Origin of the sequence: Microbacterium sp. nov. GSS16 (assembly GCF_028198145.1) — a bacterium.
GTDB lineage: Bacteria > Actinomycetota > Actinomycetes > Actinomycetales > Microbacteriaceae > Microbacterium.
This window is the reverse complement of sequence record NZ_CP116338.1, coordinates 691,292-708,704: the sequence shown is the minus strand read 5'-3', so window position 1 is coordinate 708,704 and position 17,413 is coordinate 691,292. Positions and strand designations below refer to the sequence as shown.

The following is a 17,413-nucleotide window of genomic DNA, read 5'->3' as shown; positions in this document are numbered from 1 at the left end:
CGATACGTACCGTATCTGTTTCGGATATACTCCTGCAAGAGCCACCTTGAGGAAGAGAGCGGTCATGCCCGTCGCCACAGTGAACCCGACCACCGGCAAGACAGAGATGATCATCGAGTCGCATTCTGCGGCCGAGGTCGAGTCGCGAATCGCTGAGGCCGATGCCGCCGCGCTCGCCCTCCGCGCGACGGCCTTCGCCCAGCGCGCGGAGTGGATGCTGGCCGCGGCAGAGATCCTCGACGATCAGGCCCTCGGCCTCGGCGAGCTGATCACGGTGGAGATGGGCAAGCCGATCGCCCAGTCGGTCGCCGAGGTCGAGAAGTCCGCCAAGGCGATGCGCTACTACGCTTCGCACTCCGAGGAGTTCCTGGCGGATGCCCCTCTCGAGGATCCGTCGACGGTCGGCGCGTCGCAGGCCTGGACGCGCTACGAGCCACTGGGTGTGGTTCTCGCTGTGATGCCGTGGAACTACCCGCTGTGGCAGGTCATCCGCTTCGCGGCCCCGGCGCTCATGGCGGGCAACGCCGGGCTGCTCAAGCACGCATCGAACGTTCCGCAGGCCGCGCTCTTCCTCGACACGCTCTTCGAGCGTGCCGGATTCCCGAAGGGGTCGTTCCGCACGCTGCTGATCGGCGGAGGCGACGTTGCCGGTGTGATCGCCGACGATCGGGTCAAGGCCGTGACGCTCACCGGGTCGGAGCCGGCAGGGCGGTCGGTCGCTCAGATCGCCGCCGATCATGTGAAGAAGGCCGTACTCGAGCTCGGAGGATCCGATCCGTTCATCGTGCTGCCGTCGGCCGATGTGAAGGCTGCCGCGGCGACGGCGGTGCGCGCGCGGATCAACAACAACGGGCAGTCCTGCATCGCAGGCAAGCGGTTCATCGTGCATGACGCCGTCTACGACGAGTTCGCTGCGGAGTTCGCGGCGCAGATGGCAGCGCTCGCGGTCGGCGATCCGCTGCTGCCCGAGACCCAGGTCGGCCCGCTGGCGACGGAGTCGGGGCGTCAGGAGCTGCTCGAACTCGTCGAGGATGCTCGTGCCGCGGGCGCCACGATCCTCACCGGGGGCACCGTGCCCGATCTGCCCGGATGGTTCTACGCGCCGACCGTGATCGCCGACCTGCCCGATGACGCGCGGCTCGTGCAAGAAGAGGCTTTCGGGCCGGTCGCCTCGCTCTATCGCGCCCGCGACGCGGCCGATGCGCTGCGCATCGCGAATCAGACGACCTTCGGGCTCTCCAGTGCGGTCTGGACGAACGACCCCGACGAAGAGCGGTATTTCATCGCCGGCCTCGACGCCGGCGCCGTCTTCGTGAACGGCATGACCGTCTCGTATCAGGAGCTCCCGTTCGGCGGTATCAAGCGATCGGGGTTCGGCCGCGAACTCGCGGCGGTCGGGCAGCGCGAGTTCTGTAATCTGAAGACGGTCTGGAAGGCGTAGTCGCCGTCCGGCCGACAGCGGTCGGACTCGGGCGAAGGGCTCATGATGGCGATCGACTACAACCTGCTTCGACCACTGCGTGCGCTGCTCGAAGAGCGCGCCGTCACGCGTGCCGCCGAGCGGATGCACATGTCGCAGCCGGCGATGTCGACGGCCCTGTCGCGGCTGCGGGCGCACTATGAGGACGAACTTCTGCTGAGGCAGGGCAACAGTCACGTGCTGACGCCGCTCGGCGAGCGGCTGCTTGCGGCGCTGCCGCAAGTGCTGGCCGAGACGGAGAATCTGTTCCGGCTGCAGTCCCGCTTCGATCCGACGACGAGCACCCGAACGTTCTCCATCGCGGCCGTGGATTACATGGCGGCACGGATCGCCCCTGAGCTGTCGCGCATCCTCGAGCGCGAGGCGCCGAACGTGAGGATCGAGCTGCCTGCGGCGGACGGGCGACTGGTCGACGGCATGCCTGACACGCTGCGCACGATCGACGGGGCGATCCTGCCGCACGGGTATGTGACGGAGCAGCCGCACATCGACTTCGCGCCCGAGCAGTGGGCGTGCCTCGTCGACGCCGGCGCCGGGGTCTCTGAGCATCCGACAAGCGACGAGCTGCTCACCCGTCCGTGGGTGCAGACGCTTCCCGCCAGAGAGGGGATGAGTCCGGCAAGGCAGCAGCTGCGCTTTCGAGGGATCGACCCGGCGGTCGTCGCGGCCACGCCGCACTTCTTCGTCGTGCCATCGCTGATTCTCGGCACGGACCGTGTCGGGATCGTGCCTGAGCCGTTCGCGCGGATGGCGGCTCGCATGTACCCCCGACTGCGCGTGGTCATCCCGCCGCTCGATCTCGACCCGGTGCGTGATGCGTTCTGGTGGCATCACGACCGTGAGCACGATGCCGAGCACCTCTGGTTGCGTGATGTGATGCGTCGAGTCCGCGACGCGGTCATCCGGAATCCGGATGGTGGGGATATCGGAGTCCGCCTTCCCCGGATAGCGGAGCGCGGGCAGGATCGATCTTGACGCGGTGCTGCATCAGCCCGTTTCGATACGCAACGTCTTGTACACGAAGGAGTGGCTGTGAGCATCGATGCTGATGTCATCGTCATCGGGGGAGGCCCCGTAGGAGGCACTGCCCTGGCCATGCTGGGACGGGCAGGGCTCAGCGCGATCGGTCTGGAGCGCGACCGCGAGATGTGGCCCACCGCGCGCGCCGTGCACTTCGACGGCGAGACGATGCGCACGCTGCAGTCGCTGGGAGTCGCCGACGACTTCGTGCGCGTCACCGTACCGATGCGGCACGTGGACGTCGTCAACGAGGCCGACGAGGTGCTGGTGCACGCGTCCACGGATCGGCTCGGAGACCAGGGGTGGAACGACCACATCAGCTTCCACCAGCCCGACATCGAACGGTTGCTGCGACAGGTGATCGCCGACACCCCCGGTGTCGAGCTGCGCTGCGGTGTCACCGTGACGGACATCGCGAACACGGCGGACGGCGTGCAGGTGTCGACCCTCGACGTCGACGGCCGTCCGCAGGTGCTCCGGTCGCGCTGGGTCATCGCCGCCGATGGCGCACGTTCCGACATCCGCAGGATGCTCGGGATCGAAGGGGACAAGTACGGCGAGGACGCCCAGTGGCTCGTCGTCGACGGTCAGCTGGTCGGGGCCCCGGGGTACGAGACCGACATGGTGCAGCTCGCCCGGTACAGCCGCCCGGCGCTGTGGCTGCGCCTGCCCGGCGACCGCGTCCGCATGGAGTTCATGCTCGTTCCCGGCGACGATCCTGAGGAGATCGTCACGCCGGCGGCCGTCGAACGGCTCAGCCGCGGCATCCTGCCTGCGGCCCGATTCACCCCCGACCGTCAGGCCATCTACACGTTCCGCGGGCGCATCGCTCAGCAGTGGCGCGTGGGCGGCATCTTCCTCGCCGGCGACGCCGCCCACCAGGCGCCTCCGCTGTTCGGGCAGGGCCTGTGCGCCGGCATCCGCGACGTCGCAAACCTGGTGTGGAAGCTCGACCTCGTGGCCCGCGGGGTCGCCGACCCGGAGCTGCTCGACACGTACGAAAGCGAGCGCAAGCCGCACGCCACGTTCTGGGTCGAGGCCGCGGCGAACCAGGCGGTGATCGTCCAGACGCTGGACCCGCAGGTCGCCGAGGGGCGCGACCAGTACATCCGCGACAATCCCGGCGCCTCTGCCGTGCCCACCTCTCCCGCACTCGGGCCGGGGTTCCACGAGGGCGCTGACGACGAGCGGGCCGGAAAGCTCGGCGTTCAGCCGATCCTCGCCGACGGCATCCGACTCGACGACATGGTCGGCGCGCACTTCCTCGTGGCAGCCGACCGTGCGGTGCACTCGGCCCTGCCCACCGCCGTCAAGGCGGCACTGGATGCTGACGCGGAGACGATCACGCTGACCGACCCGCTCAAGATCGATCAGATCCTCGGCGCTGCCGGTGCGACCTCGGTCGTGATGCGTCCGGATCACTACGTGCTCGGTGTCGGTGACACCGCAGAAGACCTCGAACGGCTGGTGCTTCGGATCCCCTCCATCGCCCGCACCATGACCCTCGCCGCCGACAACCGCTAGGAGACCGCCATGACTTTCAGCCCGATCACCCACATCCGTCACTTCGACATCGCGGTTCCCGACTTCGAGAAGCAGATCGAGTTCTACAAGAACCACTGGGGCCTCACCGTGCAGCACGACGACGGCGATGTCGTCTACTTCGCAGCCGAGGGCTCGCCCGAGCAGTACGTCACCCGTGTCCGTCGCTCTGACGACAAGCGCCTCGATCTCGTCGCGTTCGGCGCCGCCGACCGCGCCTCAGTTGACAAGCTCGCGCAGGATCTCGGCACCGCCGGGGTGCAGCTCGTCAGCGAGCCCGACGTGCTGCAGACCCTGGGAGGGGGCTACGGCTTCCGCTTCTTCGATCTGGAGGGACGCACGGTCGAAGTGTCGACCGACGTCGACGTGCGCACGCACCGCAAGATCGAGAAGCGCGAGGCCATCCCGGTGCGCCTGTCGCACGTCGTGCTCAACTCCAACCAGCCCGAGGCGATGCGCGCCTGGTACGAGAAGCACCTCGGCTTCCGTCTCTCCGACACCCTCAACCACCCGCACGTCGGCGACCTGTTCTACTTCATGCGCTGCAGCACCCAGCACCACTCGATGGCGATCGCGCGAGGCCCGCACGCGTCGCTGCAGCACGCCTCCTTCGAGATGCGCGGCATCGACGAGTACATGTACGGTAGCGGGCGCGTCATCCGCGCCGGATACCGCAAGATCTGGGGTCCCGGCCGGCACCGGGCGGGTGACAACACCTTCACCTACTTCGTCGACCCGAACGGCAACACGATGGAGTTGACGACCGAGCTCGAAGAGCTCGACGAAGACACCTGGCACCCGCACATCTACGACGTGCAGGAGCCGGAGACCTCCGACCAGTGGGGCACCGGCGGTGACATGGACGAGTTCATCACCAAGGAGATGTTCAACGACTCCGACAACCGCCACCTGTTCATCGCACCCCCGGTGTGAGCCGGCAATGCTGATCCTCTCGAGTTTCATCACTCCGGCAGTACTGACCGCCGCCCGAGGAAGCGGCCTGCTCACCGGCATCCACCTGGAGGAGGTGCGCGCGACCGGCAGTCCGGCGCAGCGCGACGGGCTGCGCAGCGGCGACCTCGACCTGGCCGTGACAGCCATCGACAACCTGTTCGAATGGACCCGGGCGGGCGTCGACGTCCGTCTTGTCGGACAGGTCGAACGCACCACTCCGCTGAGCGTGCATGCGGCGCCGGAGATCACCACCCTCGCCGACCTCGCGGGCGCGCGCTTCGCGGTCGACGCGCCCGACAGCGGATTCGCCGTGGTCGCGCGGCACATGCTGCGCACCGCCGGGATCGACGTCGAATGGGTCGAGGTCGGCGGCGTCGTCGAGAGGTTCGAGGCGCTCATCGCCGGGGCCGTGGATGCCACGCTTCTCGGCCCACCGCTCGACGACCGAGCACTCGCCGCAGGCCGTCCTCGGGTCGCCCGCGTGCAGGACGCATTCCCCGCCTTCCCCGGTCAGGGTCTCGTCGTCCGCGCCGACCTGATCGGCACCCCCGAGCTCGACGACCTGCTCGCCGCCCTGCGAACCGCAGGCATGAGCCCGGTCGATCCGGCCGGACTCGACCAGCTCACGGCGATGCGCGCGGATCTCGGCGTCCTGCCGCCGGGCTCCGACCTGCACGCGCTCGTGCATCCCTTTCCTGCCACCGCCACTCGATGAGGAGTCCCATGTCTGCCGCCACGACCGCCGAGGTGCTCGGCGCCCCGCTCACGATCAACAAGCTGACACTGAAGAACCGCATCATCCTCGGTCCGATGGCCGTGCTGCAGCCGACCGAAGACGGCCGGCCGAGTGAGCAGTCGATCGCGTTCCTGCGGCGCAGGGCCGAAGGAGGCGCTGGCGCGATCTTCGTCGGCGGGTCGGTCGCCACGGCCCGCGCGTTCCGTGAGTCGCCGTTCTCGCCCAACCTCCGCTACGACGATGACGAGTTCATCCCCGACCTCAAGCGCCTGGTGGATGCCGTGCACGCGACCGGCACCGGCGTCGCCGTGTTCGCGCAGCTGTTCCCCGCTTTCGGGCGGATGGGCGTGCCGCGGGATGGGCACTGGATCACTTCCGCGTCGCCGCGTCACGTCGACATGGGCGCGCACGGCCTGCCCGACAACGTGTACATCCCGGGCGGGCGGGTGCTTCCCGAACCGCACGAGGCCACGGTCTCGGAGATCAAGGAACTCGAGCAGGCCGTCGTCGATTCGGCTCGACGCGCCAAGGCCGCAGGCTTCGACGGCATCGAGATCGCCGCCCACATGTGCTACTTCTACTCGTCGTTCCTCTCGCCGCTGTCGAACTTCCGCACCGACGAGTACGGCGGCTCGGTCGAGAACCGCGCCCGCGCGCTGAAGGACGTCGTCGCCGCGGTGCGGCAGGAGGTCGGACCCGACATCGCCCTCGGCCTGCGGCTGAGCGCGAACGATCACGTCCCCGGTGGGCAGGGGCCGGAGGGGTTCGCGGCGGTCACCGCCGAGATCGCGAAGGCCGGCCTCGACTTCGTCGTGCTCACCGACGGCAACTACGAGTCCATGGGCGACAACGTCACGAGCGAGTCGGGCAAGATGCTCCGCGAGGGCGAGCCGCAGATCTTCCGTGAGGCGCTCGGACCGGAGGTCGTCCTCATGCTGAGCAGTACACCCGCACCCGCGCAGGCTGCAGCGGCGATCACTGACGGCACCGTCGACGCCACGATGCTCGCGCGACAGCTGCTGGCCGATCCCGACTACCCGAACAAGGTGCTTGAGGGCCGCGAGTCCGAGATCGTGTGGTGCGACCACGCCAACTCCTGCATGCGGCGCCTCATCCTGCAGGTGCCGGTGGCGTGCCACAAGAACCCTGAGATGGGCAAGGAGCACGAGAGCAGCCGCCGTTCGAACATCCTGCAGGACGCGTTCATCTGGGCCGCCGGCAATCGCACCCTGATGACGATCGCCGACAAGGCGGCGCGCGCCCGCCCGGCGAAGGCGCACTGATGGCGCCGTCGTACAAGCTGACGCTGCTGTTCACAAGGCGCCCCGATCTCGGACTCGACGACTTCGCCACGGCATGGCTCGCGCTCGAGCGCGCCCGGCCGCTGGCTGCGGAGGGCCTGTCGCGCAGCGCGATCCACATCGCGCTGCCCGGCGTCGCGGCTGTGCGGGGTGCGACGTCGGCGCCCTACGACGCGGTGCTCGAGACCTGGTGGGAACGCAAGAACGACGCGGCGAACTGGGTGGTCTCGCGGCAGTTCGACGACGAGTGGATGCCGCCGCGCCTCGAGCTGCTCGCCGGGCGACCCGCAGCCGTGGGCGGTGCTCCGGTGCTGGCCTGGGAGCGCGACGGCGAGTCCGCTGGAGCCGACGCGAGTGCCGCCGAGGCGATCACCGTGATCACGCTTCCGGTGGCGCGACGGGGCCTGCGCTTCGATGAGTTCGCGCAGCACTGGACCGAGATCCACGCCGGGCTCGCTCTCTCGGGCGCGGGCGCGAAGGATCGTCTGCTGCGACTCGAGAACACCCCGGCATCGGTTCCAGCGCCCACCCGGTTCGCTCGCACGAACTACAACGGGGTGGGATCCATCACCTTCCGATCGATCGCGGCGCTCGAGGAGGAGTTCTCCAGTGAGCACTATCTCGATCGTCTCGCGCCCGACGAAGAGCGGTTCACCAACACCGAGGCGTCCGCCGTGTTCGTCGGCCGGCTCGTCACCTGAATCCGTCGCTGCGCACCAGAAAGGCGGGTCGACCAGCGATGGTCGACCCGCCTTTCTCGTGTGTGCTTCAGAACCGGTCGCGCACGTGCCGGTCGCGCCCGTACAGGGCGACGACCCCGAGGATGATCAGGCCGTACACGATCCGGGTCTGCGCCTCGGTGAGCCCCTGGCTCACGATGATGGTCGACAGCACAGTGAGGATCATCGCGCCGATCGCGGTGCGGGTGAAGCCGCCGCGCACCGATCCGAAGGTGGTGCCGCCGACGAGCACGGCGGCGAGACCCGAGAACAGGTATGGGTCGCCGATGGACTGCGACCAGCCGGCGCCGAAGGCGGCGATGAACATGCCCGCGGTTCCCGCCAGCGCCCCGGATGCCGCGAACACGGCAGACCACACGAGAGTGGTGTTGATGCGGGTGAGGCGCGCGGCGCGGGGGTTCACGCCCGTGGCGTACAGCCGTCGTCCGGCCGGCGTCTTCGCCAGGAACACCCACAGCAGCACACCCAGGATCAGCACGATCAGGATGACCGGCGGTACCGGGAGCCCGAAGGTGGTGCCGTTGAGCTGTGCGAGCGAGCGCAGCTCCTGCGGCGGCTGTCCGTTGTAGTCGCCGTTCGCGATGAACATCGATCCGCCGGTGAGCATGGTGCCGACGCCCAGCGTGATCACGAGGGGTTCGATGCGGAACCGATGGCACAGCCACCCGACCCCGCCGCCGACGCCCGCGCAGACAACCAGCACGACGAGCAGCGCGACGGGCACCGGCCAGCCCAGACGGCTCGTCGCGTTGGACGCGATCATCGCCCCGAACGTCACGTACCCGGCGATCGCGAGGTCGAGGCCGCCGAGGATCACGACGAGCGTCTGACCCATCGCGGCGAGGGCCAGCAGAGCCGCGAGCGTGAGCACCGCCAGGCCCGCCTGCGGCCGCGCGATGAACGCCGGGATGAGGGTGACGAGCACGGCGACGAGCGCGATGAGGATCACCAGCTGGATGAGCGGCGTCTCGACAGCCCAGCGGCGGAACCGCATCCCACTCGACGGCGGAGGCGGTGGCTGCGTGAGCGAGCGGGTGACGTCGGTGAGCGTGTCGGTCATGCCAGACTCCCTGTGCGGCGCGGGCTGAGGATGGTGGCGCCGAGCACGACGCCGAGGACGAGGACGAATCCGAAGGTGAACTGCACCAGGCTGGGCTGTACGCCCGTCGCGGTCAGCAGTTGCTGCATCAGGAAGAGCACCAGGGCGCCGAAGAAGGTGCCGAGCAGCCCGCCCTTGCCACCGCCCAGTGCCGTGCCGCCCAGGACGGCGGCGGCGAGTCCGAGAAGCGCGTAGGTGCTGGCGAGCGATGACTGCGACGACTGCAGCAGCGCCGACAGGGCGACGCCGCCGACGCCTGCGAACAGACCGCCGAGCGTGTATGCGAGGGTGCGCACGAGGGTGATGTTCACACCAGAGCCGTACGCGGAGATGTCGCTCTCGCCGGTGGCGAGGAGGTTGCTGACGTACGACGTGCGTCGCAGCAGGAACCAGGCGACCGCGACGATGCCGATCGTGATGGCTGCTCCAGGCACCCATCCGACGGATCGGGCGAGCGACGTCGACCAGTTCGCGCTCGCCGAGACGGGGTTCTTCGAGATCGTGATCGACAGGCCGATCAGGATGAACAGCATGCCGGTCGATGCGACCACCGGATGCAGCCGCACCACCGTCACCAGCAGACCGGTCGCCGTGCCGATCAGAGCAGAGCTGATCAGCAGCAGAGGTATGGCGGTGTACCAGTCCCCGAGGCCTGCAGGAAGCAGCACGGCGACGAACAGGCAATTCACGAAGGTGGCGAGGGGGCCGACCGAGATATCGATGCCGCCGGACAGGATCGCCGGAGTCGACGCGAAGCCGACCAGCACGAAGGGTGCGAGCGTCGCGAGCGTCGCCGGCAGTCGATCAGGTGCGAGGAAGGCGGGGCTCACCGCGAGATTCACCGCGAGCAGGATGACCGCGAGCACTCCCGCGAACGCCCAGGAGTGCCGCTGCAGCATCCGCAGCATCCCGCTCATGCCGCCATCCCCATCCGCTGGCCGAAGTACGCGGCGACGACGGTCTCGGTGGTGAGGTCCGCACGGGGGATCTCGGCGAACAGCTCCTGGTCGCGGAACACGATGACGCGGTCGACGAGCTCGACGAGCTCGTCGACCTCGCTCGAGAGCATGACGACGCTCATCCCGTCGGCGCAGAGCCTTTCCAGAGTCGCGTAGATCTCGCGTTTGGTCATGATGTCGACTCCGCGGGTGGGATCGTTCAGCAGCAGCACCTTCGGGTCGGTGGCGAGCCAGCGTGCCAGCATCACCTTCTGCTGACTGCCGCCGGACAGGCTCGAGATCGGGTCTCTCGTCGACCCCAGCCGGATGCTCATGGAGCGCACGAATTCCGCGAAGCGCGCCGACATCCGTCGGGCGCTCAGCAGCGCACCCCGGCGGTCCTGAGCGAATGTCGCCAGGGCGAAGTTCTCGACGATCGACATCGGCTCGAACAGCGATTCCCCGCGGCGCTCACGGGGCAGGTAGGCGACACCCAGCTTCGCGCCGTTGCCCGACCTCACGTCGATGTCGGGGCTGAGTACGCGTGTCACGGTGCCATCGCCTGCGGTGACGCCGGCGAGGCGCTTCAGGAACGCGTCCTGACCGTGGCCCTCGAGTCCGGCCACGCCGACGAGCTCGCCGGCGCGCAGGGCGAAGTCGATGGGTGCGGAGTGCGTCGACAGCCGAACACCCTCGGTGCGCAGCGTGACGTCGCCGAGCTGGCGGTGCCGATCCGTGCGCTCGAACTGTCCCGACGTGCCGGTCATGTCGGCGACGAGGCGCTCGACGCTGACTTCTTCGCGGTTCACCGTCGACACCGTGCGACCCGAGCGCAGCACGCTCACGCGGTCGGACACCTCGAGGACTTCGTCCATCCGGTGCGAGATGAACAGGATGCTGACACCTTCGTCGGCGAGGCGGCGCATCTCGGTGAACAGTCGGTCGCGGGTGAGAACATCCAGAGCCGCGGTCGATTCGTCGAGAACCAGCACCCGGGGGGCGCGCACGAGTGCGCGCGTGATGCAGACCGCCTGGCGCTCGGACAGCGAGAGCAGGCCTGCGGGCATATCGAGATCGATGCCGTCGACGAGCCTGCCGAGGGTCTCTGCAGCGATTCGGCGCTGCGCGGCGGCGCTGCGACGTCGGCGGAAGACCCCGTCGGAGCCGAGCCAGATGTTCTGCAGGACCGACTGGCTGGCGGCGGTCAGCACTTCCTGGAACACCACCGCGATCCCGTGGCGGGCGGCGCCCCGCGGGCTCGCCAGGGCGAGCTCGGTGCCGTCCAACGTGAACACGCCGCTGTCGGGACGGTGCGCCCCTCCGATGATCTTGACGAGGGTGGATTTTCCGGAGCCGTTCTCGCCGAGAAGCGTATGGATCTCGCCGGGTGCCACGTCGAGCCTGGCCTCGACAAGGGCGCGGGTGGCCCCGAATCTCTTGCTCACGTCGGCCAGATGAAGGCCGTCGCGGGTATGGGACATCTCGGATCTCCTCGGTGAGCGTGGGGCACGCAGCATCGCGTGTCACATTCAAAACTAGACGAACCGTATCGAATGTGTCTAGTCTGGCCCTGCGCAACGATGCGCTTACCCGATGAGGAGCTTGAAAAATGGTGAAGCCCACTCGCTTCCGCCGCTACGCAGCCACCGCTGTGGCCTTCGTCGCTCTCGGAGTGCTGACCCTCGCAGGATGCTCGGCCCCGGCCGGCGGCGACCAGAACGCCGGGAACGGCGCGAGTCCCGCCGCCGGCAGCTGCGGTGCCGTGCCGCAGGTCGGTGCGAACGACCCCGACGGCCTGCTCGACGACCTCTCCGCCGAGATCAAGGACGGATACAACGGCTACCCGTTCGAACTCCAGAAGTCGGCATGGGCCGACTGGAAGTCCGAGAAAACCGACGGCTTCACGGCCGCGATCGTGGGGCAGGCGCCCGCGGCCCCGTTCATCGCCGTGTACCAGGAGACCCTCGCGAAGGCGCTGGAGGACGCCGGTGTCGACGTGATCCTGAACGTCGCGCCCAATGATCCGACCGACGTGCCCGGGCAGCTCCAGCAGTTCGGCCAGGCGATCTCGCTCAAGCCCGACATCATCTTCTTCAACCCGGCCGCGCCGGAGCCCGCGATCGATCTCGTCGACGAGGCCCACGACGCCGGCATCCCAGTCGTCTCGGTCGTCGTGCCGATCGACAGCCCCAACGCGATCTCGGTGACGTACAACGCCGTGCTGCAGTCGATGACCACGGCATCGGGCGTGTTCGAGTCTATCGGCGGCTCCGGATCGGTGCTCGAGGTGACCGGAGTGCCCGGCATCCCGAACCAGGCCTTCTGGGACGCCGGTCGCGACTACGCGCTCGCCGAATGCCCCGAGATCGACGTCGTCGGCTCGGTGCAGGGGCTCTTCCAGCCGCCGCTCGCGCAGCAGGCCGTCGTGCAGTACCTCGCCTCGAACCCGGCGGGGGTGGATGCCGTCATCCAGGCCGGCACGATGGGCTGGGCGATCCGCGATGCGTTCGCCCAGGCAGGGCAGCCGGTGCCGCCGATCCAGGACGTCGGTGCGTCGCAGGGCATGGCCGCGTATGCCGCAGCCAACCCCGACTACCCGTACTTCGGCACGGCGACCCCTCCGATCGCGATGGCGAAGATGGCCGCGCAGGTCGGCGTGAAGGTGCTCGCGGGGGCGGGGCCCAAGCTGAACCACGTCGTGTGGGCGCCGTACGTCGTGAATGACGACAACCTCGCCGAGGTCGTCGATGACTCCTGGTCCGAGAGCGACGGCACCGACCTCGCTCCGGACGGGGTGTACTTCACCGACGAGCAGACCGCCGAGTTCTTCACGAACCCGGCGAACGGGCCGCAGAGCGCGAACTGACGCGCGGGGGCGGGTCGCCGCGCGGCCCGCCCCGACACTCGCGTTGCGTGTTGGCAGTCGAAGGGACTCGACGATGTCGATGATACTCGACACCAGAGCGGTGTCGCCGACGGAGCGGACCGAGTACTGGGCAGCCGGAATCGCGGAGCACTACTTCCCGATGCGCGTCGAGTCCTTCGGCTCGGCGACGTTCGATGCCCGGCTGGCGGGAGGGGCGGTGGGGCCTCTCCTGGTGCGGTCGATCAGCGGCCCGCCGCATCGCGTCGCGCGCAAGCGCGGCATGATCGCGTCGGCCGACCCCGAGAGCATCCTGCTGTACCTGGTGCGCCGCGGATGCTGCATCGTCGAGCAGGACGGGCGGTCGTGCGAACTGCGTGCCGGTGATCTGGCGGTGCAGGACACCTCGCGGCCCTCGTCGTTCGAGGCGCCGGTCGGCTTCGACGTGATGGTGCTGAGCTTCCCGCGCTGGGTGCTGGGTGGCCGCGCTGACGCGATTGCCGCGCGTGCCGCAGAGCGTGTGCACGGCGGTCGCGATCCCGTGGTTCGGCTGGCCGTTCCGCTGTTCTCTGGTGCCGAGATGATGGCCGAGGGGCCCGGACTGACCGGCCGCGACGGCGACGCGGTCGCCGACATGCTGTTGCCGGTCGTGCTGAACCTGTTCCGGCGTGGCGACGATGCGGCCGCGGCATCCGATGCCCTTGCCGCCCGGATGCGGCGCTACGCGCTCGAGCACCTGAGCGACGCCGATCTCGGTCCGTCGCGCATCGCCGGGGCGCACCACGTGTCGACCCGGCACGTGCACAAGCAGTTCGCAGCCGCCGGCGGCGTATCGGCCTGGATCCGGCAGCAGCGGTTGGAATCGGCCGCCGAGGAACTGCGCAGCACCGACCGCCCGGTCTCGGAGGTCGCTTCGCGATGGGGCTACCGCGATCCGGCGAGCTTCGCGCGCGCCTTCCGTCGCGCATGGGGGCAGTCGCCCGGCCAGATGCGCGCCGCCGGCTGAACGCCTGCGTCGCCGCAAGACTGCGCCCCGGGCACAGCCCCGGGCGCAGTCAGTTGTCGCGAAGATTCACCGCTGCGGATAGCCCTCCGCACGCAGCCGAGAACCCCAGATGCCCGACTTGCCGGGGGCGATGATCCCGTTCGGATCGAGGGTGTCCTTCAGCGTCTCGTTCAGGCGCAGCTGCGCGTGGTCGTTGAACCCGAACTGCTCCATCGCGACGTCGGCGAAGTACGGGTGCGCACGGTATTCGCCGTAGCCCATCTTGCCGGCCACTTCGACCATGTGCTTGGCGTGCTCGTACGCGCGGTGCACCTGGTCGGGGTTCTTGGTGTCGAACGGGATGACGTTGATGAAGGTCGTCGATCGCGCGTTGATCGGCAGCATCCCGCCGAGGTAGTCCAGCCCCGCTTCGTGGCACAGCGACCGGAACAGTTCCTGCGCCTTGCGCGCGTGCGACGCAGTCAGCGGAATCACGGGCGAGAAGTCGACGTGACCGCCCTCATCGCCTCCTGACCAGCCGGCCATCTTGTACAGATCGAGGCTGGGCACGCCGATCTGCACACGTTCGTGCGGGTTCGGCAGCGTCTCCCACGCATCAGCGCCGTGCTTCTCCCCGAACACCGACACAGACGGAATCGACTCGAACCGCTTCTTGAGCTTCGCGAAGTTGTGATCCACGACCGCCTCATCGCCGTACAGGGCGAACCGCATCATCCATCGGCCGAGACCGAGCTCCTTCGCGATGCGATCGATGACCTCTTCGGGAATCTGGCCGTCGCCGTCGTACCAGTCCGAGCGTGCGCTGAGCATCGACGCCATGCACAGGGTGTTCGACAGCTGCGGGCGCATGTCGATCGTGCCGTCGAGCATCAGGGAGCGCAGCGCATCGACCACCGCCGGCATCTGAGCGTCATCCCACAGCTGCAGCCACAGCGGCATGTAGACCTCGGGCTTCGGCATCAGCCAGTAGCCCATCTTCGTGACGATGCCGAAGTTCGACTGCATGAACAGCTCGGTGGTGGTCGGCCCGAGGCCGCGCTTGTACAGCGGCCAGGTCGGATTGTCGTCCATACCGCCGGAACCCGTGCGGTACAGCTCGCCGTTCGGCAGGACGACCTCGAAGCCGCAGTGCGCAGCCTGATCGATCGAGTTGGGCATGTACGTCAGACCGTGCTCGAGGGTGTTCGAGACGACCCCGCCCCAGCCGATGTCGACGATGGATGCCGCGAGGTCGTGCCCTCCCGCCTCGATCGCGTCGTGCAGGTCGAACCAGCTGACGCCGGGTTCGACCATCGCATAGCCGAGTTCGGGATCGATTTCGACCTTCGTCATCTCCTTGAACGACACCATCACGGCCCCCGGCACCCAGGGTGCCGCGCCGCCATAGCCGTTGTTCTTGCCGCGGGCGATCGGCCAGAGCGGAACGCGGTACTGGTTCGCGATGCGGACGACGGCCTGAACATCCTCGGTGCTGCGCGGGCTGACGACGGCCGAGGGGAGGGTCGTCGCGGTGCCGGGCACCTGGAACGGGTCTTGGAAGTCCTGCAGCACCGCCTCCTCGGTGCTCACCTTCCCGTCGCCGATCGCGGCCGCGAACGCGGCGATGGCCTGATCCAGTTCTGCGCGAGTCACGCCAGGAGGCGTGGGCCGATGGGTGGACGTGTCGATGGACATGGTTCCTCGTCTCTTCCTTGAGTGGGGGTCGGGTGTGCTCCGTTCTAGCCCGGCCCGCTCCGCGCGCGTGCGGAATGTGCCGCGCCTGCACGAGGGTGTGCATCCACGGCACACTCCGGCCGTGAACGCCGACGCCCGTGGTGTGCTGACTTCGCTGATCAGCGAAGGGAGACGACGATGACCGAAGGTCGCCTGGCAGGCAAGGTGGTGCTGCTGACCGGAGTCGGCAGTGGGATGGGACGCGTGACCGCGCAGCTCTTCGCGCGCGAGGGGGCGACGGTCGTCGGCTGCACGCTGGACGCTGCGGATGCCGCGGAGACGGCGCGACTGGTCGAGGAGCAGGGCGGCGAGATCGACGTCGCGGCATTCGATCTCGCCGATCGCGTCGAGGTTCAGCGCTGGATCGACGCGGCGGCGCAGCGATACGGCCGCATCGACGTGCTGTACAACAACGCCAGCGCCCCGCGTTTCGCGCCCTTCGCCACCCAGCCTCCCGAAGACTATGCGTTCACCATCCGCAACGAGCTCGACATCGTCTGGCACGCCACGCAGATCGCCTGGCCGCATCTGGCGCGCACGGGCGGGGCGGTCGTCAACATCGGCTCCGGGGCGGCCCATCAGGGGGTGCGCACGCTGCCTCAGGCCGCGCACGCCGCGGCGAAGGGTGCGGTGGTCGCCATGACGCGTCAGCTCGCCGCCGAGGGGATCGCCGTCGGCATCCGCGTCAACTCGGTGAGCCCTGGCGTCATCGGAACTCCCCCGATACAGGCGATGTATCGCGAGCTCGGATCGGATGCTCCGGTGGCGTCGATCGTGTCACGCACGATCGACGGGCGGCCCGGCGAGCCCATCGCCGTCGCGTATGCCGGGCTGTACCTGGCCTCCGACGAGTCCGCCTGGGTGACCGGGATCGACATCTCCGTGGACGGTGGGGCGAGCGCGACCATGTGACGCGACCCGGTCGCGCGACACGTCGGCATCCTCCGTCTTGACATTCGATACTGTTCGTATCGTATTCTTGAGGGAAGCAGTGAACCGAAGGAGGTCCACCATGAAACTTGGACGCATCGTCGTCGACGGCCCGGACGGCCGTGAGACCCGCGTCGTCGCCGCACAGCCCGAAGCCGGACGCGTCATCGATCTGCGCAAGGCGCACGCACTGCGCCTGCAGCGCGGCGGCGCGACCGTCGACGCCGCGCGGCGCCTCGCGGGTGCCACGTTCGGCGATCTGACTGAGGGCATCTCGCTCGGTGACTTCTTCCTCGACGCCGCTCACCACGCTCTCGACGTCGGAGACGACGCCTCCCTCGCGATCGACGAGGTCACGTGGACCGCGGCGCTCAAGCCGCCCGTGATCCGCGACTCGCTGACGTTCAACGGGCACATCAAGAACTTCTTCGGCAACGTGATGAAGTCGTTGCCTGCTCGCGAGGTCTACGAACGGCCCGGCTATTTCAAGGGCACCACATCGACGATCTTCGGCCATGACGAGACCATCCCGTTCCCCAGCTTCACGGAGCAGCTCGACTACGAGCTGGAGATCGGATACGTCATCGGCCGGTCGGGCCGAAACCTTGCGCCCGAGGACGCCTGGCAGCACGTCTTCGGCATCACGATCTTCAACGACTGGAGCCTGCGCGACGTGCAGAAGCTGGAGTCGCCGATCGGCATGGGCGCGCAGCACTCCAAGGACTTCGCGTACGGGATCGGGCCGTGGATCACGACGCTGGACGAGATCCCCTCGATCATCGGACTCACCGGTCAGGTGCGCGTGAACGGCGAGGTGTGGTCGGACACGCGAGTGGAGGACTTCATCTGGACGCCGGAAGAGACCGTCGCGTACGCCTCGCAGCTCAACGGCATCCAGCCCGGCGACCTGATCGGTTCGGGCACCATGGCGTTCGGGGCGGGGGTCGAGCTCGGTCGCTTCCTGCAGCCGGGTGACGTGCTCGAGCTCGAGCTCGAAGGCGTCGGCACGATGCGCAACCGCATCGCGGCCGAGAAGGAGTCGCCCGCCTGGTGGCCGACCCCGCAGCCCTACCCCTTCGAGGAGGCCTGAC

Annotated in this window: 15 protein-coding genes; 11 read left to right on the top strand and 4 right to left on the bottom strand. The window is 68.5% G+C overall.

Going from position 1 to position 17,413, the window contains the following annotated elements; genetic code table 11:
- The first annotated feature begins 64 nt into the window (after positions 1-64).
- Genes PGB26_RS03235 through PGB26_RS03205 form a run of 7 tightly spaced genes read left to right on the top strand, consistent with a single transcriptional unit; the run spans position 65 to position 7,734 of the window.
- Complete coding sequence (locus PGB26_RS03235; RefSeq protein ID WP_271638855.1) at positions 65-1,441, top strand: aldehyde dehydrogenase family protein; 1,377 nt, start codon at positions 65-67, stop codon at positions 1,439-1,441.
- 42 nt (positions 1,442-1,483) lie between these two features.
- On the top strand, positions 1,484-2,455 hold the full coding sequence (locus tag PGB26_RS03230; protein ID WP_271638854.1) for a LysR family transcriptional regulator: 972 nt from the start codon (positions 1,484-1,486) through the stop codon (positions 2,453-2,455).
- A 57-nt stretch (positions 2,456-2,512) separates the two neighbouring features.
- Positions 2,513-4,024, top strand: coding sequence for a bifunctional 3-(3-hydroxy-phenyl)propionate/3-hydroxycinnamic acid hydroxylase (locus PGB26_RS03225; RefSeq protein WP_271638853.1), 1,512 nt, complete (start codon positions 2,513-2,515; stop codon positions 4,022-4,024).
- A gap of 9 nt (positions 4,025-4,033) precedes the next feature.
- On the top strand, positions 4,034-4,975 hold the full coding sequence (locus PGB26_RS03220; protein ID WP_071642146.1) for a VOC family protein: 942 nt from the start codon (positions 4,034-4,036) through the stop codon (positions 4,973-4,975).
- 7 nt (positions 4,976-4,982) lie between these two features.
- Positions 4,983-5,711 carry an ABC transporter substrate-binding protein gene (locus PGB26_RS03215; RefSeq protein WP_271638852.1) on the top strand — a complete coding sequence of 243 codons (729 nt, stop codon included), beginning with the start codon at positions 4,983-4,985 and terminating at the stop codon, positions 5,709-5,711.
- A gap of 8 nt (positions 5,712-5,719) precedes the next feature.
- Positions 5,720-7,015: an NADH:flavin oxidoreductase gene (locus PGB26_RS03210; protein WP_071642141.1), complete on the top strand. Its 1,296-nt coding sequence runs from the start codon at positions 5,720-5,722 to the stop codon at positions 7,013-7,015.
- The gene (locus PGB26_RS03205; RefSeq protein WP_071642139.1) at positions 7,015-7,734 is read left to right on the top strand and encodes an EthD domain-containing protein; all 720 of its coding nucleotides are present in this window, start codon (positions 7,015-7,017) and stop codon (positions 7,732-7,734) included. The genes PGB26_RS03210 and PGB26_RS03205 overlap by 1 nt, the downstream gene beginning before the upstream one ends.
- Before the next feature lie 67 nt (positions 7,735-7,801).
- On the opposite strand, the gene PGB26_RS03200 is transcribed toward PGB26_RS03205, so the two are convergent.
- From PGB26_RS03200 to PGB26_RS03190, 3 genes are read right to left on the bottom strand one after another with little or no spacing between them, the layout of a single operon-like run.
- Positions 7,802-8,833 carry an ABC transporter permease gene (locus PGB26_RS03200; protein ID WP_271638850.1) on the bottom strand — a complete coding sequence of 344 codons (1,032 nt, stop codon included), beginning with the start codon at positions 8,831-8,833 and terminating at the stop codon, positions 7,802-7,804.
- Positions 8,830-9,789 (bottom strand): ABC transporter permease, encoded by a 960-nt coding sequence (locus PGB26_RS03195; protein WP_071642136.1) that lies wholly within the window; start codon positions 9,787-9,789, stop codon positions 8,830-8,832. The genes PGB26_RS03200 and PGB26_RS03195 overlap by 4 nt, the downstream gene beginning before the upstream one ends.
- Positions 9,786-11,291, bottom strand: a complete 1,506-nt coding sequence (locus tag PGB26_RS03190) for a sugar ABC transporter ATP-binding protein (RefSeq protein WP_271638849.1) — start codon at positions 11,289-11,291, stop codon at positions 9,786-9,788. Before PGB26_RS03190 ends, PGB26_RS03195 begins: the two co-directional genes overlap by 4 nt.
- A gap of 128 nt (positions 11,292-11,419) precedes the next feature.
- Between PGB26_RS03190 and PGB26_RS03185 the strand changes: the two genes are divergently transcribed.
- Positions 11,420-12,676 (top strand): substrate-binding domain-containing protein, encoded by a 1,257-nt coding sequence (locus PGB26_RS03185; protein ID WP_271638848.1) that lies wholly within the window; start codon positions 11,420-11,422, stop codon positions 12,674-12,676.
- 73 nt (positions 12,677-12,749) lie between these two features.
- Positions 12,750-13,679: an AraC family transcriptional regulator gene (locus PGB26_RS03180; protein ID WP_271638847.1), complete on the top strand. Its 930-nt coding sequence runs from the start codon at positions 12,750-12,752 to the stop codon at positions 13,677-13,679.
- A 66-nt stretch (positions 13,680-13,745) separates the two neighbouring features.
- Here the strand turns inward: PGB26_RS03180 and PGB26_RS03175 are convergent, their stop codons facing one another.
- Positions 13,746-15,311: an FAD-binding oxidoreductase gene (locus PGB26_RS03175; protein WP_177243805.1), complete on the bottom strand. Its 1,566-nt coding sequence runs from the start codon at positions 15,309-15,311 to the stop codon at positions 13,746-13,748.
- 219 nt (positions 15,312-15,530) lie between these two features.
- Between PGB26_RS03175 and PGB26_RS03170 the strand changes: the two genes are divergently transcribed.
- Together PGB26_RS03170 and PGB26_RS03165 are read left to right on the top strand one after the other, a co-directional pair.
- Positions 15,531-16,304, top strand: a complete 774-nt coding sequence (locus tag PGB26_RS03170; RefSeq protein WP_071642125.1) for an SDR family NAD(P)-dependent oxidoreductase — start codon at positions 15,531-15,533, stop codon at positions 16,302-16,304.
- 100 nt (positions 16,305-16,404) lie between these two features.
- A complete protein-coding gene (locus PGB26_RS03165) occupies positions 16,405-17,412 on the top strand; it encodes a fumarylacetoacetate hydrolase family protein (protein WP_071642124.1) in 1,008 nt (335 codons plus the stop codon).
- Position 17,413: the final 1 nt, after the last annotated feature.

What these genes read in the sequence shown, in the direction of transcription:
- PGB26_RS03170 (WP_071642125.1), top strand. Translation starts at nt 15,531, where the DNA reads ATGACCGAAGGTCGCCTGGCAGGCAAGGTGGTGCTGCTGACCGGAGTC.
- PGB26_RS03190 (WP_271638849.1), bottom strand. Translation starts at nt 11,291, where the DNA reads ATGTCCCATACCCGCGACGGCCTTCATCTGGCCGACGTGAGCAAGAGA.
- PGB26_RS03210 (WP_071642141.1), top strand. Translation starts at nt 5,720, where the DNA reads ATGTCTGCCGCCACGACCGCCGAGGTGCTCGGCGCCCCGCTCACGATC.
- PGB26_RS03165 (WP_071642124.1), top strand. Translation starts at nt 16,405, where the DNA reads ATGAAACTTGGACGCATCGTCGTCGACGGCCCGGACGGCCGTGAGACC.
- PGB26_RS03195 (WP_071642136.1), bottom strand. Translation starts at nt 9,789, where the DNA reads ATGAGCGGGATGCTGCGGATGCTGCAGCGGCACTCCTGGGCGTTCGCG.
- PGB26_RS03220 (WP_071642146.1), top strand. Translation starts at nt 4,034, where the DNA reads ATGACTTTCAGCCCGATCACCCACATCCGTCACTTCGACATCGCGGTT.
- PGB26_RS03215 (WP_271638852.1), top strand. Translation starts at nt 4,983, where the DNA reads ATGCTGATCCTCTCGAGTTTCATCACTCCGGCAGTACTGACCGCCGCC.
- PGB26_RS03205 (WP_071642139.1), top strand. Translation starts at nt 7,015, where the DNA reads ATGGCGCCGTCGTACAAGCTGACGCTGCTGTTCACAAGGCGCCCCGAT.
- PGB26_RS03230 (WP_271638854.1), top strand. Translation starts at nt 1,484, where the DNA reads ATGATGGCGATCGACTACAACCTGCTTCGACCACTGCGTGCGCTGCTC.
- PGB26_RS03200 (WP_271638850.1), bottom strand. Translation starts at nt 8,833, where the DNA reads ATGACCGACACGCTCACCGACGTCACCCGCTCGCTCACGCAGCCACCG.
- PGB26_RS03235 (WP_271638855.1), top strand. Translation starts at nt 65, where the DNA reads ATGCCCGTCGCCACAGTGAACCCGACCACCGGCAAGACAGAGATGATC.
- PGB26_RS03180 (WP_271638847.1), top strand. Translation starts at nt 12,750, where the DNA reads ATGTCGATGATACTCGACACCAGAGCGGTGTCGCCGACGGAGCGGACC.
- PGB26_RS03185 (WP_271638848.1), top strand. Translation starts at nt 11,420, where the DNA reads ATGGTGAAGCCCACTCGCTTCCGCCGCTACGCAGCCACCGCTGTGGCC.